Annotated in this window: 16 protein-coding genes and 1 tRNA gene; 12 read left to right on the top strand and 5 right to left on the bottom strand. The window is 66.0% G+C overall.

Features of this window, described 5'->3' with window-relative positions; translation table 11 throughout:
* Positions 1–85 precede the first annotated feature (85 nt).
* Positions 86–775 carry a potassium channel family protein gene (locus BLR57_RS10185; RefSeq protein WP_089697408.1) on the top strand — a complete coding sequence of 230 codons (690 nt, stop codon included), beginning with the start codon at positions 86–88 and terminating at the stop codon, positions 773–775.
* Complete coding sequence (locus BLR57_RS10180) at positions 775–1005, top strand: Lrp/AsnC family transcriptional regulator (RefSeq protein WP_089697407.1); 231 nt, start codon at positions 775–777, stop codon at positions 1003–1005. Before BLR57_RS10185 ends, BLR57_RS10180 begins: the two co-directional genes overlap by 1 nt.
* A gap of 70 nt (positions 1006–1075) precedes the next feature.
* On the opposite strand, the gene BLR57_RS10175 is transcribed toward BLR57_RS10180, so the two are convergent.
* The gene (locus BLR57_RS10175) at positions 1076–1576 is read right to left on the bottom strand and encodes a DUF5813 family protein (protein WP_089697406.1); all 501 of its coding nucleotides are present in this window, start codon (positions 1574–1576) and stop codon (positions 1076–1078) included.
* A gap of 133 nt (positions 1577–1709) precedes the next feature.
* Between BLR57_RS10175 and BLR57_RS10170 the strand changes: the two genes are divergently transcribed.
* Entirely contained in the window at positions 1710–1994 is a 285-nt protein-coding gene (locus BLR57_RS10170; RefSeq protein WP_089697405.1) for a winged helix-turn-helix transcriptional regulator, read from the top strand.
* 1116 nt (positions 1995–3110) lie between these two features.
* On the opposite strand, the gene BLR57_RS10160 is transcribed toward BLR57_RS10170, so the two are convergent.
* The 3 genes from BLR57_RS10160 to ahbB form a co-directional block, all read right to left on the bottom strand.
* Positions 3111–3195, bottom strand: a tRNA-Leu gene (locus BLR57_RS10160).
* 50 nt (positions 3196–3245) lie between these two features.
* Positions 3246–3584 carry a ferredoxin gene (locus BLR57_RS10155; protein ID WP_089697403.1) on the bottom strand — a complete coding sequence of 113 codons (339 nt, stop codon included), beginning with the start codon at positions 3582–3584 and terminating at the stop codon, positions 3246–3248.
* Positions 3585–3634: 50 nt separating this feature from the next.
* Positions 3635–4678, bottom strand: a complete 1044-nt coding sequence (gene ahbB / locus BLR57_RS10150) for a siroheme decarboxylase subunit beta (RefSeq protein WP_089697402.1) — start codon at positions 4676–4678, stop codon at positions 3635–3637.
* A gap of 172 nt (positions 4679–4850) precedes the next feature.
* On the opposite strand from ahbB, the gene BLR57_RS10145 reads away from it, so the two are divergent.
* Both BLR57_RS10145 and BLR57_RS10140 read left to right on the top strand, forming a co-directional pair.
* Entirely contained in the window at positions 4851–5918 is a 1068-nt protein-coding gene (locus BLR57_RS10145; RefSeq protein WP_089697401.1) for an anthranilate phosphoribosyltransferase, read from the top strand.
* 143 nt (positions 5919–6061) lie between these two features.
* Positions 6062–6823 (top strand): nucleoside phosphorylase, encoded by a 762-nt coding sequence (locus BLR57_RS10140; RefSeq protein WP_089697400.1) that lies wholly within the window; start codon positions 6062–6064, stop codon positions 6821–6823.
* Positions 6824–6867: 44 nt separating this feature from the next.
* Here the strand turns inward: BLR57_RS10140 and BLR57_RS10135 are convergent, their stop codons facing one another.
* Positions 6868–7833, bottom strand: a complete 966-nt coding sequence (locus BLR57_RS10135) for a succinylglutamate desuccinylase/aspartoacylase family protein (protein ID WP_089697399.1) — start codon at positions 7831–7833, stop codon at positions 6868–6870.
* A 139-nt stretch (positions 7834–7972) separates the two neighbouring features.
* Here BLR57_RS10135 and BLR57_RS10130 point away from each other — a divergent pair, with 139 nt between their 5' ends.
* The 7 genes from BLR57_RS10130 to BLR57_RS10100 all read left to right on the top strand — a co-directional run bounded on the left by BLR57_RS10130 (position 7973) and on the right by BLR57_RS10100 (position 15484).
* Positions 7973–8506: a peptidylprolyl isomerase gene (locus BLR57_RS10130; protein ID WP_089697398.1), complete on the top strand. Its 534-nt coding sequence runs from the start codon at positions 7973–7975 to the stop codon at positions 8504–8506.
* Positions 8507–8626: 120 nt separating this feature from the next.
* Entirely contained in the window at positions 8627–8983 is a 357-nt protein-coding gene (locus tag BLR57_RS10125) for a DUF5802 family protein (RefSeq protein WP_089697397.1), read from the top strand.
* A gap of 61 nt (positions 8984–9044) precedes the next feature.
* Positions 9045–9932, top strand: a complete 888-nt coding sequence (locus BLR57_RS10120; protein ID WP_089697396.1) for a Vms1/Ankzf1 family peptidyl-tRNA hydrolase — start codon at positions 9045–9047, stop codon at positions 9930–9932.
* 87 nt (positions 9933–10019) lie between these two features.
* Positions 10020–11486, top strand: coding sequence for an ATPase domain-containing protein (locus tag BLR57_RS10115; RefSeq protein WP_089697395.1), 1467 nt, complete (start codon positions 10020–10022; stop codon positions 11484–11486).
* Between the two features lie 15 nt (positions 11487–11501).
* On the top strand, positions 11502–13343 hold the full coding sequence (locus tag BLR57_RS10110; protein ID WP_089697394.1) for a PAS domain-containing protein: 1842 nt from the start codon (positions 11502–11504) through the stop codon (positions 13341–13343).
* Positions 13344–13427: 84 nt separating this feature from the next.
* Positions 13428–14450 (top strand): N-acetyltransferase DgcN family protein, encoded by a 1023-nt coding sequence (locus tag BLR57_RS10105; protein WP_089697393.1) that lies wholly within the window; start codon positions 13428–13430, stop codon positions 14448–14450.
* Positions 14450–15484, top strand: coding sequence for a dipeptide epimerase (locus BLR57_RS10100; protein WP_089697392.1), 1035 nt, complete (start codon positions 14450–14452; stop codon positions 15482–15484). Before BLR57_RS10105 ends, BLR57_RS10100 begins: the two co-directional genes overlap by 1 nt.
* Positions 15485–15490 lie beyond the last annotated feature (6 nt).

Here is a 15490-nt window from a genome sequence, read left to right as displayed (position 1 = left end):
TGGCAAAAGCCTTACTCCGGTTTCGGACTCCGGTGAACCCCTCACCGGGGCAAGGTTATTCATGTCCGCTGTCGTACGGTGTGCCATGCGGTTCGTTATCATAGGTGCAGGACGGGTTGGCCTCCGCACGGCACGTGTCTTACGTGAGGAAGGCCACGAGGTAACGCTCATCGAGTTGGACACGGATATCGCCGAACGGGCGCGGACGGCGGGCTTCGAGGTCTTCCAAGGCGACGGCGCCCACGAAGCGCTCTTAGAGGAGGCTGGCGTCGACGAAGCCGACGCGGTCGGCGCGCTGACGGCCGACTTGAACGTCAACTTCGCGGCGTGCATGATCGCCAAGCACCACGACTGTCGGACCGTGATGCGCATCGACGAGGACTACCGCGAGGAGATCTACCAGAAGTACGCCGACGAGGTCGACGAGATCGTCTATCCCGAACGGCTCGGTGCCATCGGCGCGAAGAACGCACTCCTTGGCGGTTCCGTCAGAGCAATCGCCGACATCGCCCAACATCTCCAGGTCGTCCTCTTCACCATCACCGACGAGTCTCCGATGAACGGCTACACCATCAGCGAAGTCGCGCTCCCCGCACAGGCACGCGTCCTCGCGTTCGGCAAAGACGGCGACTCGATGGGGATTCCCCTCCCCGACGACTCCCTGGAGACGGGTGACCGCGTCGCCGTCCTCGCGGACTTCTCCGTCTTAGAGGAGGTCCGGCAACTGCTCGTCGGCGACGAGTCCGCCGCGGTCGCAATGGAGGGTGGACACTGATGGTGACCGCATACATCATGGTCAAGGCCAACACCGGCGAGGCCGACCGGCTGAAAGCCGAGATGGAAGAGATTGAGGGTGTCGACTCCGCACACATCGTCGCGGGCGACGTCGACTTCATCGTGAAGGTCAACGTCGACACGCCGGCTCAGGTGAAGAACATCGTCGCCGACCACATCCAGGCCATCGACGGCGTCGAGGACACCCAGACCTACATCTCGATGGACTGAACACGGGAACGGACGAGCGAGAGACCCGTTTCGCGCCGTCGACGGCACTGATTTTCGGAGCTGCTCGGTCTTACAGTCCCGACTGGCTGCCGCCGGACTGACGGGCGGCGTCGATGAGCGACGTCACGGGCGAGGTATACTCGTAGCCGGGGATGATTCCCTGGACGTAGGTGCCTTCGACGTAGTCGACGACCGCACCCGCGTCGTCGACGCCGCGACGTTCGTTGATGTCGGCGAACGAGACGCGGACGACTGCCTCGGTCCCCTCGCGTTCGACATCGGGGTCGAGGTCGTGTCCTCCGGCGGTGAGGCCGCCGATGTCCTCGACGCGGAGCGCGAAGGTCTCGTACCAGCCCTCTTCGACGATTTCGGCGACGTGGTCTTCGGTCACGCCGTTCAACATCGGGACGCGAACCGTGACGTGGTACTCGACGTCTCCGCTCTCGCCGGGTCGGACGTCGACGACGCCGTCGAACGCCGTCACGACCGACTCGTACCGTCCCGGTTCGGTCTCCTCGAACGCGTTGTGGTCGCGGAAGGCGCGACGGACGCGGTCGGGTAGCTCGGACATGTGCGAAGTGAGGGCTTCGGACGGCAAAAGCACGTTGTGTTCGGTCGGACGTCCCACTCGCTGGCGACGCGGATGCGAGAGGTGACGTCCCGGACACGGAACGCATTTATCGCCGTCCGTACTTTTCGGAACCATGTCACAGTCTACAGAGAGCAGTGTCGACCGACTGGTCGAACTCCTCAACGATCGCCTGATCCAGTCAGAGTGGGAGATCCTGACCGCACTCGCCGACGCCGACGGCCCGCTCACCATCGACGAACTGGTCGAGGCGACCGGCTACACCGACCGAACCGTCACGAAGCGTCTCGGCACGCTCGAAGACAAGGTACACGGCGGGACGCTCCTCTCGCGGAACGACGAGGACAACCCCGTTCTCCATCCGCAGTTCGCGAAAGCGGTCCGACGCTACACGGCGTAATCCGACTGTCGCCCGGCTGCCAGTTCTCTCGACCCGACCGCAGAGCGTCGCGTCGGCGACACAGCCGCGCGGCCGACTCGCCGACGATGACGAACGCTGCCGCTGACGGCATTCTTAAGTATCCTTGGCGTCTGTCAGTAATCGACGCTTCGCTTTGGAGGGCCGAAGCGTCAGCGGGGACCAATTCAGGGCGGCAGATGCCGACTCTCTTTCCGACGCATCTGCCCATCCCTTTCCGCACTCAATATCCGAGAGCGACGGTGCTGTCTCTCTATCGAGCACGATACCGAAGAGCGGTGGTGCCGCTCACTCAGTGCTGGTCGGCGGATGGCGAACCAGTCCGTCGAACAGCGCGACCGAAGCAACGAGCGAACTCAGCCCGCTGGACAGATAGATCGGAATCGTCGAGACAACCCCGGCCACGACACCCCCGACAAGCGTCGCTCCGATGACGAAGAGAATCAGATCGAACCGAGTCGGTACTGCCGGAAGCGGTGTCGTCATTCTGGCTAATGACATCTAATTACGCCTGCCTTGTGTAGCTTGTGGCAGCGTCACGACTGGCCCTCGTCTCTGACACCGCTCACGCGCCGCCGACGCGACACATCTGCACCCGACACCGCAGACAGGTCGGTTCGCGGTCTGCGTCGGCAGGCCACGAGACGCTGACAGCGCAGGCGACACACTCGAATCTGATCAACTCACGCGCTGTCGTCGACGGTGGGGACTCGCTCGAACGTCCGTTCATGCTGCCACGGAGTTCGCCGACTACGGGCTAAGTAATGGACAGGCTTCCACCGCCCGTGTCGTCACCGTGACACTCGATAGTTCGTAACGCTTTTGCGACGACAGAAAACCATTGCTCATGCCTACCATCCGGTGGGCGTGGGCAGGAGGGATGGATGAGCTCCGTATGGACCCTCCTCCTTTCGACGACGAAGTCAAGTTTTCGTGACGCGTCGTTGTCGGAGACTACCGGATGGCGTCTCTGGACGGGCGGTCTTCGTCGAACCGCGAGGGACGGGATTTGAACCACGGTCGCTCCTTCCAGTCGCTCCCTGCTTCAAATCCCTTCAGTCTGCACTTCTCACTCCTCACTGTCGTTCGTCGGAGAAGTGCGAGGGAAGGGATTTGAACCCTCGAATCCCTACGGAAGCGGGTCTTAAGCCCGCCGCTTTTGGCCTAGCTCAGCCACCCTCGCGCTGCAATCGACCGTTCCCCGCACCGAATGAAGGGACTTTCGGTACCGGGCTACCAGTCGACGCTCAGCGTGCCGTCACCGTGGGGATCCGGCGCGATCTCCGTGTCGGTTCGGCGGTCGATGACGTGAATGACGCCGCGGTCCTTCTTCGCCGGGCAGACCTCGGCGGCGCGGATGTTCTCCTCCAACTCGTCTTCGCCGAAGAAGTAGCTCTTGGGCTTTGCGAGGCCGCTCGCGAGGTCCATCTCCCAGTTGTCGGCGACCTCGGCGCACTTGCCCGCGCCGAAGCATTTGTTCGCCTCGAAGATGATCTTGTACGGCTTCTCCTCGACCGGCGGGGCGTCCGCGGAGCCGAAGTCGCTCGGTTTCTTGACGCCGTCGTCGCTCATTGTCGGTGCTCGGACGCGCGAGAACTTTCGTCTGTCGGTCTCGGCGAGGGCTACTCGTCGCTCGCGACGAGTTCCTCGTACTGCGCGCCGGTCTGTTTCAGCGTCTCCGTCGAGTAGAGCCGCTCGTGCTCGAAGGGGAGGTAGTCGGCGGCCAACTCGTCGATCTTCTCGTCGACGGCGTCGGCCTCCCGGCCGTGAATCATCGTGAAGAGGTTGTACTCCCAGTCCTGGTCGGGCCGACGCGGCCGGTGATAACAGAGCGTCACGTAGGGCAGTTGGCCGACCTCGATGCCGCGCTCGTCGAGTTCGTCGTCCGGGACGTTCCAGACGACCATGCAGTTGTTCTGGAAGCCGGTGACGACGTGGTTGACGACGCAGCCGATCCGCTTGATACAGCCGTCGGCGAGCAGCCGTTCGACGGCCGCGAGCACCTCGTCGACCTCGGCACCGATGGCGTCGGCGACGTCGCTGTAGGGTGTCGCCGACAGCGGGAAGCCGTCCTGTATCTCGACGAGCAGCGCGGCCTCCAGCTCCGAGAGGTTGCCCTTCGCGTCCTCGCTGATGCGCGTCGCGCTGACCTCGGTGTGGCTCAGGCTCTCGCGGGCGAACCGGTCTTGGTTGACGACGGGGAACTCAAGGTCGATGTAGTAGTCCGTCAGCATCGGGAGGTCGAGCACCGCACAGCCCGTCCGTTCCTCGATTTCGTCGAGGATGCGGTCGCGCGTCTCTCGGGACCCGGCGGTGACGACGAACCACATGTTCCACTCGTGCTCGCGGCGGTAGTTGTGGTTGACCTGCCGGTAGCCGTTGATGATCTCGGTGACCTCCTCGAAGCGGTCCTCGGGTGCCTGCACCGCCGCGAGCGTCGAACTGCCGATGACCGGCGGGTTCAACACCGCGCCGAACCGCCGGAAGATACCCCGCTCGCGGAGTTCACGGACGCGTTCCAACGCCTCCGCCTCGTCGATACCTAACGCCTCGCCGACGACCTGGAACGGCCGTTCGACGACGGGGAAGCCGCTCTGGTACTCGTCGATGAGTGTGGCGTCCACGTCGTCGAGACCCGCTCGCCAGTCGTCGTCCAACGCGCTCATTGTCCGGGCTTAGGAGTCGGTGAACGTACCTGTTTCGGACGCGGTTCGAGGCTGTCGATGTCATCCTGCGGCTGTCGAAATACCACCCGACCGTCGCTCTCCCCGCTGCCGCGACACGACTCGCGCCCCCGCAAACGGGACGCTTTTGGGCCGTCCAACCCAACGGCCGAGTATGTCTAACACGAGCGACGAGTTCGGAGAGTGGCCCCTGAAGCGGCTGATGACGGAAGTCTGCGGGACCGGCCCGAAATCCGCCGAAGACCTCTCCCACGAGCAGGCGACGGAGGCGATGCGCCGCATCCTCGCGGGCGAACCCGACCAGACGACGCTCGGTGCCTTCTGGCTCGCCAACCGCTGGAAGCACAACAACGCCGAGGAGCTCGCCGCCTACACCGACGTGATGTGCGAACACGTCGAGTACGCCGAACCCGACGCCGACCCCGTCGACTGCGGTGCCAACTACGACGGCAAGGGTGACACGGCCATCCTCGGCGCGGCCGCGGGCATCGTCGCCGCCGCGGCCGGCACGCCGGTCGTCGTCCACTCCGGCGACCGCGTGCCGACGCAGAAACAGGACTCCTACAAGCACGTCCTCGACGAACTCGGGATCGCCACGGAACTGACGCCGTCGGACTCAGCCGACATGGTCGACGAGACTGGCTTCGGCTTCTACTATCAGCCCGCGTTCAACCCCGTCATCCACGACCTCTGGGAACGCCGCGACATGATGGGCGTCCGCACCTTCGTCAACACTATCGAGACGCTGGCGAACCCCGCCAACGCCGACGTCCATCTCGGCTCGTTCTACCATCTCGCGTTCGCGAAGAAGGTCACGGACACCTTCACCGCCTCCGAGCACCACGACCTCCACCGCGTCATCATGTTCCAGGGCATGGAGGGCTACGACGACATCCGGCCGGGCTACACCAAGGTCGCGGAATGGACGGACAGCGAGTTCACCGACTACGAGATCGAGACGCCGAACTACGGCATGGACTTCGAAAACGAGGACCTCGAAGTGAACCCTGACGACGTCGCTGGCGACTCGGCGGCGATCACGAGAGAAGTGCTTGCGGGCGACCGCGAGGACCAGTTCGCCGACGCCATCGCGCTCAACGCGGCGTTCCGTATCTACGCCCGCGAAGACGTCGACGACCTCGAAACCGGCCTGGAAAAAGCGCGTGAGGTCATCGCCGACGGCAGTGCCGAGGCCGTCCTCGAAGACCTGCAGGCGTTCTAACGCGACTCCTCAGTTCGGGGACGGTTCGCTCACAGTCCCAACACCACGCGGAACCGGGCGTCCCCGCTCATCATCCGGCCAGCCTTGTGAGGGACCCACACGGCGACCGAAGCTATTTTCGCCGTCCTGCGAACTCTCGACCGATGCCCGTTCCGAACGTCCCCGAGAAACTCGAACACCCTTCTGTCACGTCACCAGCTACTGTCACCGACTACAGGGGGAAACGGAACCTCGACGCCGCACCCGAGACGGTCGTTCTCTCCTATCAGCGCGCGTTGGCCGACCACGTTCGGACGGCCCACGAGACGACGACGCTCCCGCACGCCGGGTCGTCGTGGAACCTCCATGCACTCGACGAGACTGGCGGCCGTGTCGCCGTCGCCGAAGGCTTCGGTATCGGCGCGCCGATGACCGCCACCGTGATGGAACGACTCGTCGCTCAGGGAACGAGGCGGTTCGTCATCGTCGGCGAGTCCGGCAGTCTCCAACCGGACGTCCGTGTCGGTGCAACCGTCGTCGCCGACGCGGCCATCCGCGACGAGGGAACCTCCTACCACTATCTTCCCGACGACGCAGAAGCGCGGGCGACACCGGCCGTCCGCGACCGACTGACCGACGCAGTCGAGTCCGACGGCCGGACAGCCCACGTCGGGCCGACGTGGACGACGGACGCACTCTACCGGGAGACGGCACTCGAAATCGAACACTATCGAGACGCGGGCGTCCTCACGGTCGATATGGAGGCCGCAGCCGTCTTCGCCGTCGCCCAAGCCCGCGACATCGAGGCGGGCGCGCTGTTCACCGTCAGTGACCACCTCACACCCGACGGCTGGGAACCGCACTTCGCGGATACCGACGACCAGTTGGCCGACCTGTTCGACCTCGTCGCCGCGACGTTCGGCTGAGTCTCACGACTCGCCCGTCCTCATCTCGTGGGACTTCTCACCGTTCACTCCTCGTCGACGAGCATCGCCACGCCGACGAGCGACTGTCCCGCCGTCACCGTCGCCTCGCGCGTGACGGAGTAGAGAATCCCCGCACGGTCGGCCTCGACCTCCTGTAGGACCTCGTAGGTTGCGGGGTCGTAGACGCGGCCGAGATGGTCGCCCGGCTCTATCCGTCGGCCGAGTTCGGCGTCCGCGGAGGGATGAAACAGCCCCGACTGGGCGGCCTTCACTCGGCCGAGATGGTTCCGGGCGGTCGTCTGTTCGCTCGGGACTTCAGGGTCGCCAGGGAGCATCCCCAGCTCACGGAGGACGTTGTACAGCCCCTGTAGCCCGGTCTCGATGGCCGGTTCGACGAGCTGCTTGTTGTGCGCCAACTCGGGCGTGATCGAGGGGATGCCCTCCCGCGTCGCGGCGACGCGGAGCTTTCCGCCGAAGTCCCGTTCTTCCCACTCGACGTCGGCGTCGTCGCCCGCGCGCTCGGCGAGCAGCAGGTCGGTCCCGAACGCCTCGGCGAGTCGGCGACACGCCTCGTCGCCGTCGAGATAGACGGTGTGGGTCAGCATCTCCGGGCTGCCGGTGTGGAGGTCGACGATGGCGTCGGCGTCGCCCGCGAACTCCCACAGCCGGGCAGCCATGCGCTCGTGGAGCGTCCCCGTCTCGTCGCCGGGCCAGACGCGGTTCATGTTCGAGTGGGCTGCGTCGAGCGACTCCGGCGTCGTGTAGGAGACCCGGTCGAACGTCAGGGGGTCGGCGACGGGAACGGCGACGACGCGGCCCGCGAGCTCGTCGTGGTCGACGCGCTCGTGGAAGCGGCGGAGGACCTCCGTCCCGTTTATCTCGCGGCCGTGCTGGGCGGCCTGGACGTAGAGCGTCGGTCCCGGCTCGCTGCCCTCGTAGCTGTGGACCGTCGTCTCGACGGCGATGCCGGAGGGCAGCCGCGCCAGCGTGACGCGTTCGGCGGTGTGCATGGGTGAGTGGTCGAGTGGCGGCGACTTGTACGTGTTCCCGCCAGCGAGGGGCTGCCCCGCCAACGCCGACGCCGCGACAACGTCCCCCTCGCGTCCCGACGTCAGCAAGGTTTTCACCCTCCATCTCGACGACTGGAACATGGCAGACAAAGAGAACCCCGACAACCCGACAGCGGTCGTTCACACCAACAAAGGCGACATCAGCATCGAACTCTACGAGGAGCGCGCGCCGCGCACGGTCGAGAACTTCATCGGTCTCGCGACGGGCGAGAAGTCCTGGACCGACCCCGAGACGAACGAGAAGGTCGAGGACCAGCCCCTCTACGACGACGTCATCTTCCACCGCGTCATCGACGACTTCATGATTCAGGGCGGGGACCCGACCGGCACCGGCCGCGGCGGTCCGGGCTACCAGTTCGACGACGAGTTCCACGCCGACCTCAACCACGACAGCGCGGGCACCCTCTCGATGGCCAACTCCGGGCCGAACACCAACGGCTCGCAGTTCTTCATCACTCTCGGTGCGACGCCGCATCTCGACGGCCGCCACTCGGTCTTCGGCAAGGTCATCGACGGCATGGACGTCGTCGAGGAGATCGGCTCGGTCCCGACCGACCGCAACGACAAGCCGATGAAGGACATCGTCATCGAGTCCATCGACATCGAACGGTAAGCCGCTCACTCCTAACGCAGTCATTCTTTCGGACGGCCGACAGACCGGTCGAATTGCGGTTCGACATAAAGAACCGCGACAAGGCTTATATTCGGGCGTGGCAGAGAGTCACACGCATAGATGTTCGAACGGTTCTCAAGCAGTTACTATCTCGGCGAGATGTTCGTCGAACCACACGACGGCGACCATGCCCTGATGGCCCGCCCGGAGCACGAACAGGTGAACAGACAGCTCTACACCAGTGGTGAGGGGGTCGAACCGCTCGACACGCCGCTGGTGATGAAACTCGACCGGACCCACTTTCCCGTCCTCGGCGACGACGGGATTCCCGCCGGGACACTCGTCGTCCCGCGTACCGTGGCTCCGGCCGACGGGCTGCCGACCTCCCGCGAGGTCTTCCTCGCACGAGCCGAGCGTGCCTCCGAACTCCTCCGCTATGCGGGCTACCGAGTCGGCGACTCCCGTGACGCGGCCTGACCGCAGCCTCCGTGCCGACCGGATGGCCGGAAGCTAAGGCCCTCCCGTGTGAGCGTCGACTATGCTCGACGAGCTGCTCGGCCGCGCGGAGTTGAAGGCCCGAATCGAGGAGTTAGAGGAGGAGAAACACCATCTCCAGCGCCGCGTCGACGCAGAGGAGGAACGCCGCGCCGACGCGGCCAGTGCCCGACAGGACGCCGAAGAGCGCGTCAACCGCCTCGAAGACCGCATCGAAGCCCTGCAGGACAAGGTCTCGCGACTCGAAGGCGACGAGGCCGAGGTCGAGTTCCGCGGCGTCGAGACCCTCGGTGGTGCGCGCCTCGACGACGTCCTCGCCCGCCTCGACAGCGTCGAGACCGCACCCGAAGGCGCGCTGACGGCGATGGTCGACGACGACGTTCCCGACGCCGTCCGCGACGCGCTCGGCGACCACGCGCCACTCGTCGGCCGTGCGGCTCCCTGTCTCGTCTACACCGACGACGCCGGTCTCGTCAGTGCCGCGCTCACTCCGCCGCTCGCCCCCGACGCCTTCTGCGAGTGGGCCGACGGCTTTCGCGTCGACGAATCGTGGTTCCGACCGACCGGGACCTTCGGCTTCGCGCTCGTCCGCTCGGATCTCTTCGCGCTCGGCGTCTACGACGGCAGCGAGTTACAGAGTGCCGAGACCTTCGAGACGGACGTGATGAACAAACACTCGAAGGGCGGCTTCTCGCAGGCCCGCTTCGAGCGTCGTCGCGACCAGCAGGTCGACGACCATCTCGACAAAGCGGAGGAGATCATCGCCGACCACGACGTCGACAGTCTCGTCGTCGTCGGCGAGCGGACGGTGCTCTCACGGTTCCGCGACCGCGCCGACCGGACGGCGGCCGTCGACGCCAGCGGCGATCCCGACGAGGCGTTGGAAGACGCCTTCCGTGAGTTCTGGACGACGCGGCTGTACCGACTCTGAGCCGTCGCAAGCGCGGATGTCGGCGTTTTCGGCGACGACACTCGACCGACGGCAAGAGTGATAAGTTCGTTCACACTACATTGGGCAATGACTGCTGCCGGTGGCCGAGAACGCCTCGACTCGGGAACGCCCGGGCTGGACGACGTATTGACCGGAGGGTTCCTCCCAGGACAGACGGTCATCGTCAGCGGCGGTCCCGGGACCGGCAAGACGGTGCTGGCCTCGCAGTTCCTCGCCGCTGGCGACGACTCCAGCCTCTACATCTGTTTCGAGGAACGTGAGGCCGACCTCCGACGGAACGCGGAGGCTCTCGGCATCGACCTCTCGAACACGACCGTCGTCGACCTCAGTGCCGACGGCGACCGGTTCTTCGCCGAAGAGTCCTACAGCGTCTTCCCCACCGACGAGGTCGAGGGGGAGGACCTCCTCGACACCATCGCTGAGGCCATCGACAGCCACGACCCGACGCGGCTGGTCATCGACCCGTTGTCGGAGCTGCGGTCGCTGTTGCCCGACGGCTACCAGTTCCGTCGCAACATCTCATCGCTCATCAACGAACTCAGGGAGCGTGAGACGACGACGCTGTGTACCACCCAGTACGCCGACGACCACACCAACGTCGATCTCCAGTTCCTCGGCGACGTCACCATCGAAATCCGGCGGTCGACGAAACACCGGACGCTGGAGGTGACGAAGTTCCGCGGCTCCGCCTCGGCGTCGGGGCGACACACCTACCGGATTCGGTCGGGGACCGGCGGCCACGTCTATCCGAAGCTCGTCCCCGGCGACCACCACCGCGAGAGCAGCCGCGAACAGCTCTCCTCGGGTATCGACGAACTGGACGCGCTGCTCGGCGGCGGTGTCGAACAGGGCTCCGTGACGGTCGTCTCGGGACCCTCGGGCGTCGGCAAGACGACCGTCGGGACGGCCTTCCTGCGCGCCGCGGCGAACCGCGGCCAGCAGTCGGCCGCGTTCCTCTTCGAGGAACTCCGCGGCGACTATCTCTACCGCGCTGCCGAACTCGGTATCGACGTGCGCGAGTTCGTCGACGACGGCTCGCTCGTCGTCGAGGAGATCGAGTCGTTAACGCAGAGTCCCGACGAGTTCGCTCACAGCGTCCGGCAGGCCGTCGAAGTCGACGGCGCGGACGTCGTGTTGCTCGACGGGACGGCTGGCTACCGGCTCGGCTTGCAGGGCGGGGACTCCCAGAACTCCCTGACGCGGGAACTGCACGCGCTCTGTCGGTATCTCAAGCGGATGGGTGTCACCGTCATCCTCGTCGAGGAGGTCCAGAACGTCACGGGCGAGTTCACGGCGACCAGCGAACGGATCAGCTATCTCGCGGACAACATCGTCTTCCTCCGGTATCTCGAAGTCGATGGGGAGATTCAGAAGGCCATCGGCGTCCTGAAAAAGCGGTTCGGGGAGTTCGAGCCGACCCTCCGAAAGCTGTCGATCACGACCGGCGGCGTCGACGTCGGCGAACAGTTGACCGGCCTGCGGGGCGTCCTCACCGGTACACCCGAGTTCGTCTCTCGGAGAGACAGCCAGTGACTTACGACCCGACCGATGAGTGACGAGTCGGCCGTCGACCGGAGCCGTGTCGCGCTCTGCGTGGCTCGCCCGCGCAACCGCGAACTGCTCGCCGAACTCCTCGCCGAGTACGACCCGGTAGACGTGACGGAGTCGGTCCCCGACGGCGTCGACCTCTGCATCGTCGACGAGGGAGGACTCGACAGCGACCGCGGCGCGCTCACCGAGTGGAAACGTCGCGAGCAGCCGACGTACGCACCGGTCCTGTTGCTCACCGAGGCGCGGAACACCGAGGCAGCGTGGTCTCAGCACGACGGCGCGCTCGGCGAGCGAGTCGACGCCATCCAGTCGATTCCGGCCCCGAAACGGGCGATCCGCTCGCGGGTCGAGGGGCTGCTCCGGAGCCGACAGTACGCCCTGACGGCCCAGGAGCGTCTCGAACAGCTCGAACTGTACGAGCGGGCGATGGACGGTGCGACCGTCGGTATCACCATCGCCGACGCGACGGACCCCGAACTCCCGCTCGTGTACGCCAACGACGAGTTCTGTGAGATAACCGGCTACCCGATCGAGGAAGCGATTGGCCGCAACTGCCGGTATCTCCAGGGCGAAGACACCGACCCCGCGACCGTCGACCGCATCCGCGAGGCCATCCGGGCGGAGACGACCGTCTCGGTCGACATCCGCAACTACCGGAAGTCGGGCGAACTCTTCTGGAACGCACTGGAGATCGCGCCCGTCAGGGACGAGGCGGGGAACGTGACCCACTTTCTGGGCTTCCAGCGGGACATCACCGAGCAGAAGAAGCAAGAAATGTTGTTGGCACAACACGAGCGCATCGCCCAGTCGGTCGGCAATCCCGTCTTCGTCCTCGACGAGCACGACCGGGTGCTCTACGCCAACAGCGCGCTCGAACGTGCATTCGGTGTCACCCCCGACGCCATCGAGGGCGAACCACTCACGGTGCTCTTCGACGAGCGACAGGCGAGGTCGTGTCGGGCGGCGTTGAGCGCGCTCGACGCGACCGGCGACACCCAGATGTGCGAGTTGACCGTCGTCGACCGGCCGGGCCGGGAGCGTGCCTTCCAGTTCCACTTCCAACAGGAGTCGCTCCTGAACGCTCCCGCGACCCGAACCGTCGTCATCACACAGGAGGTGACCTCGATTCGCCAGCACCAAAACCGGCTCTCCGTCCTCGACCGTGTCCTCAGACACAACATCCGCAACAAACTCAACGTCGTCCTCGCCTACGCGGACGAGGTGAGAGACCGCGCGAGGGAGTCCGACTCCGAAAGCCTCGCCGAGGCGTCGTCACGCATCGAGATGGCGGCCATGGAACTGCTCGACCTCAGCGAGGCCGCCCGGCAGTTCAACCAGAGCATCGACCCGGAGGCCGACAACACCCAAGTGGCCGACCTCGCGGACGTGGCCCGCCGGAGTGCCCGCGGCCTCCGGAGTCGGTTCCCGCAGGCGACCATCGAGGTCAACGCCCCCGAGACGGCCTGGGCGAACTGCCCGAAGACCATCACGCTGTGTCTGGCTCACCTCGTCGAGAACGCCGTCGCACACCACGACCGCGAGGACCCCCGCATCGTCATCACCGTCGACGATGACACCGACGGGGACGACGACTCCGTCGAACTCCGCGTCAGCGACGACGGCCCGGGCATCCCTGAGGCTGAGCGACTGGCGTTCGTCCGCGGGTCGGAGTCGCCGCTCCAGCACACGCAGGGTATCGGCCTGTGGCTCGTCAAGTGGGCCGTCATGAGCAGCGGCGGGACGTTCTCGTTCACCGACAACGAACCGCGGGGGACGACGGTCGTCCTCGGCTTCAACCGGCCGAGCAACCCACCGTCCGAGTCGGACGGCCGCGACTGACCGCCGGTCGCCGGGCCGCCCGCACCGCCGACGCGCCGCGTCCGTTCAGTCCGGTTTTTATCCCCGCCTCGCGTTACCCCGGATATGACGCGCCGAATCGCGATTCTCGCCCACGAGAAGTTCCCCGAGCGTGCGAAGACCGCGACGGGTATCATCCGCTACAGCGACGACAAGATCGTCGCCGTCCTCGACCGCGACCAGGCAGGGAGCCGAATTTCGGACCATCTCTCGGGCGTCCCCGACGCGCCGGTCGTCGAGTCGTTCGAGGAAGTGGGAGACGTCGACGCGCTCGTCGTCGGCATCGCCCCCATCGGCGGCGGCTTCGACGACTCCTGGCGGCCGGACGTCCGCGCCGCACTGGAACGCGGTGTCGACGTCGTCGCGGGCCTCCACTACTTCCTGAACGACGACGCGGAGTTCGTCGAACTCGCCGAGAAACACGGCGCGGACCTCGTCGACGTGCGCAAGCCGTGCGAGGACCTCACGGTGAGCCAAGGTATCGCCGACGAGGTCGACGCCGACGTCGTGCTCACGGTCGGCACGGACTGCTCGGTCGGCAAGATGACCGTCTCGCTCGAACTGATGCACGCCGCCCGCGAGCGCGGCGTCGACGCCGAGTTCATCCCGACCGGCCAGACCGGCATCATGATCGCGGGGTGGGGCAACCCCATCGACCGCGTCGTCTCGGACTTCACCGCCGGTGCCGTCGAGGAGATGATTCTGGAGAAGGGCGACGAGCACGACGTGCTCTTCGTCGAGGGACAGGGAAGCATCGTCCATCCGGCTTATTCAGCAGTGACCTGCGGGATTCTCCACGGCGCGATGCCCGACAAACTCGTCCTCTGTCACGTCGCTGGCCGCGAGGCCATCCACGGCTACGAGGACACTCCGATTCCGCCGCTCGCCGACTACGTCGACCTCTACGAGGGCCTCGCCGCGCCGGTCCACGAGACCGACGTCGTTGCGGGCGCGCTCAACACGTCCGGAGTCGACGGCGACGCGGAGGCCGAAACGGCGGTCGACGACTACAGCGACGCACTCGGCGTCCCCGCGACCGACCCGATTCGCTTCGGGACCGACGAGATTCTGGAGGCGTTGGGCTACTGATGGTGCTCACGACCGAGTTCGAGCGGGTCGAACTGCCGCTCGCCGACGAGTTCACCATCTCCCGTGGCAGCCAGTCGGTCGCCGAGAACGTCGTCGTCCGGGTCTCCGACAGCGCGGGGATGACCGGCGTCGGCGCGGCGGCTCCCTCGCGACACTACGGCGAGACGGCCGATACCGTCGAGGCTGTCCTCCCCGAACTGCTCGCCGTCGTCGAGGAAGTCGGCGACCCCCACGCGCTGGACCGCATCGAACGTCGCCTGCGCAAGACCGTCCACGACAATCCGGCGGCGCGCGCCGCCGTCAGCATCGCGCTGCACGACCTCGCCGCCAAACGGCTCGGCGTCCCGCTCTACAAGCTGTGGGGACTCGACCCCGACGAGTCGCCGAAGACCTCCTTCACCATCGGTCTCGACACGACCGAGCGCGTCCGCGAGAAGACCAAAGAAGCCGTCGAGGCGGGCTATCCGATCCTCAAGATCAAACTCGGAACCGACCGCGACGAGGAGCTACTGGAAGCTGTTCGCGACGCTGCCCCCGACACGACGCTCCGCGTCGACGCCAACGAGGGGTGGACGCCGCGTGAGGCCGTCCGGAAATGTGAGCTGCTCGCCGAGTACGACGTCGAGTTCGTCGAACAGCCCGTGCCCGCCGAAGACCCGGAGGGACTGGCGTTCGTCTACGAACGCTCGCCGCTGCCCATCGCGGCCGACGAGTCCTGCGTGACGCTGGAGGACGTCCCCGCCGTCGCCGACAGGGTGGACATCGTGAACCTGAAACTGATGAAATGCGGGAGTCTGCGGGAGGCGACCCGGATGGTACACACCGCGCGGGCCCACGGGCTGGAAGTCATGCTCGGCTGTATGATCGAGACGAACGCCGCCATCGCCGCGGCCTGCCATCTCGCGCCGCTGCTCGACTACGCCGACCTCGACGGCTCGCTGCTCCTCGCCGACGACGAGTACGAGGGCGTCGATCTCACGGACGGGGAGATACGGCTCGGGGACCTCGACAGAAGCGGAACGGGCGCGAAATAGGGACTG

The sequence above is a fragment of the Halogranum gelatinilyticum genome (assembly GCF_900103715.1).
Taxonomy (GTDB): domain Archaea; phylum Halobacteriota; class Halobacteria; order Halobacteriales; family Haloferacaceae; genus Halogranum; species Halogranum gelatinilyticum.
The sequence above is the reverse complement of the archived record's forward strand: the minus strand, read 5'-3'. Positions and strand labels throughout refer to the sequence as shown.